Below are 1,413 nucleotides of genomic sequence, written 5' to 3' on the forward strand. Positions count from 1 at the left end.
TAATGCCGATCAGTTAAAGCCAAAGCGATCGGTTGAAGGATCCTTCAGAGCTGTCAAAATCCAAGTGTATTTAATGCACTTGGATTTTTTTATGGATGTTTCTCAAGCTCTAAACATAATTAATGATTGGAAACCTAGCAGCGTTGAGACTTTGTCTGACTTGCTTCCAATTGAACTCATCGACGAAGCCTATTCTCTTACTGATACTGTCACGATGAGAAAGAGGAAATTAACTTTAGAATCCATGGTGTGGCTGCTTGTTGGAATGGCTATCTATAACAGTAAATCCATGAAAGATTTAGTGAACCAACTTGATATTGTCGACCGTACAGGTAAAGCTTTTGTCGCACCGAGTGCGTTAACTCAACGTCGAAAGACGTTGGGTGAAGACGCAATTAAAGCGGTCTTTGAGCGAATGACTACGTCATGGTTAAACAGTGCAAAGTTACCCCAATGGAATGGATTAACGCTGCTTGGCGTCGATGGCGTTGTTTGGCGAACGCCCGATAACCCGCAAAATGAAAAGGCATTTTCTCGACAAAAAGGGACGCAATATCCGCAAGTGAGAATGGTCTGCCAAATGGAACTAAGCAGTCACATTATTACGGCCAGTGCATTTGATAATTACAATACAAACGAAATGATATTAGCTGAAAAACTGATAGAAACAACACCAAACCATAGCGTAACAATGTTCGATAAGGGGTTCTATTCTTTAGGTTTATTACATAAATGGCAAGACTCTGGCTCAGAGCGCCATTGGCTTATCCCCCTCAAGAAAAATACACAATATGACATTGTTCAATCTTTAGGGCGAAATGACAAACTTGTTCAATTACACAGTAATCCAAGAGCTAGAAAGCTATGGCCTGATTTACCAAAGTCGATAACCGCTCGACTTGTCACTCGTAAAATTAAAGGAAAAGACTACCAAGTATTAACCTCCATGACGGACTCCCTGCGTTACCCATCAAAAGATATTGCAGGCCTTTATGAGCATCGTTGGGAAATAGAGCTGGGCTACCGAGAGCAAAAACAATACATGCTTGGAAACCGTCTTACGCTGCGAAGTCGTTTACCAGAGCTGGTCAAGCAGGAGTTATGGGGCATCTTGCTTACTTACAATTTAATCCGATATCAGATGGTCGAGCTCTGCTTCAATTTAAAGGGAAATTACCTTCCTTATCAACTGAGTTTTAACGGCACGTTAGCTCATGTATCAGCGTTACTTGTAGGCTTACCTTATTCAACACCAGGCGCAATACCTCGTCAGCTAAAGGGGTTCCACAACATGGCTGAAAGCTTAATACTTGAAGGGCGAAGGGAAAGGACATTCCCTAGAAGAGTTAAACCCAGACCACAACGGTATGCTAAGAACAAAAATGCCGTTCACTCTTAAGTGAACGGCATTAG

General features: G+C 41.9%; 1 protein-coding gene. It reads left to right on the forward strand.

Annotated features, from left to right (window positions below; translation table 11 throughout):
* Positions 1–91: 91 nt before the first annotated feature.
* The gene (locus tag AB4263_RS24265) at positions 92–1,399 is read left to right on the forward strand and encodes an IS4 family transposase (protein WP_029235596.1); all 1,308 of its coding nucleotides are present in this window, start codon (positions 92–94) and stop codon (positions 1,397–1,399) included.
* Positions 1,400–1,413: the final 14 nt, after the last annotated feature.

Origin of the sequence: Vibrio sp. 10N.261.55.C5, from assembly GCF_041470505.1 — a bacterium.
In the GTDB taxonomy this organism is placed as follows: domain Bacteria; phylum Pseudomonadota; class Gammaproteobacteria; order Enterobacterales; family Vibrionaceae; genus Vibrio; species Vibrio crassostreae_C.

What these genes read in the sequence shown, in the direction of transcription:
- AB4263_RS24265 (WP_029235596.1), top strand. Translation starts at nt 92, where the DNA reads ATGGATGTTTCTCAAGCTCTAAACATAATTAATGATTGGAAACCTAGC.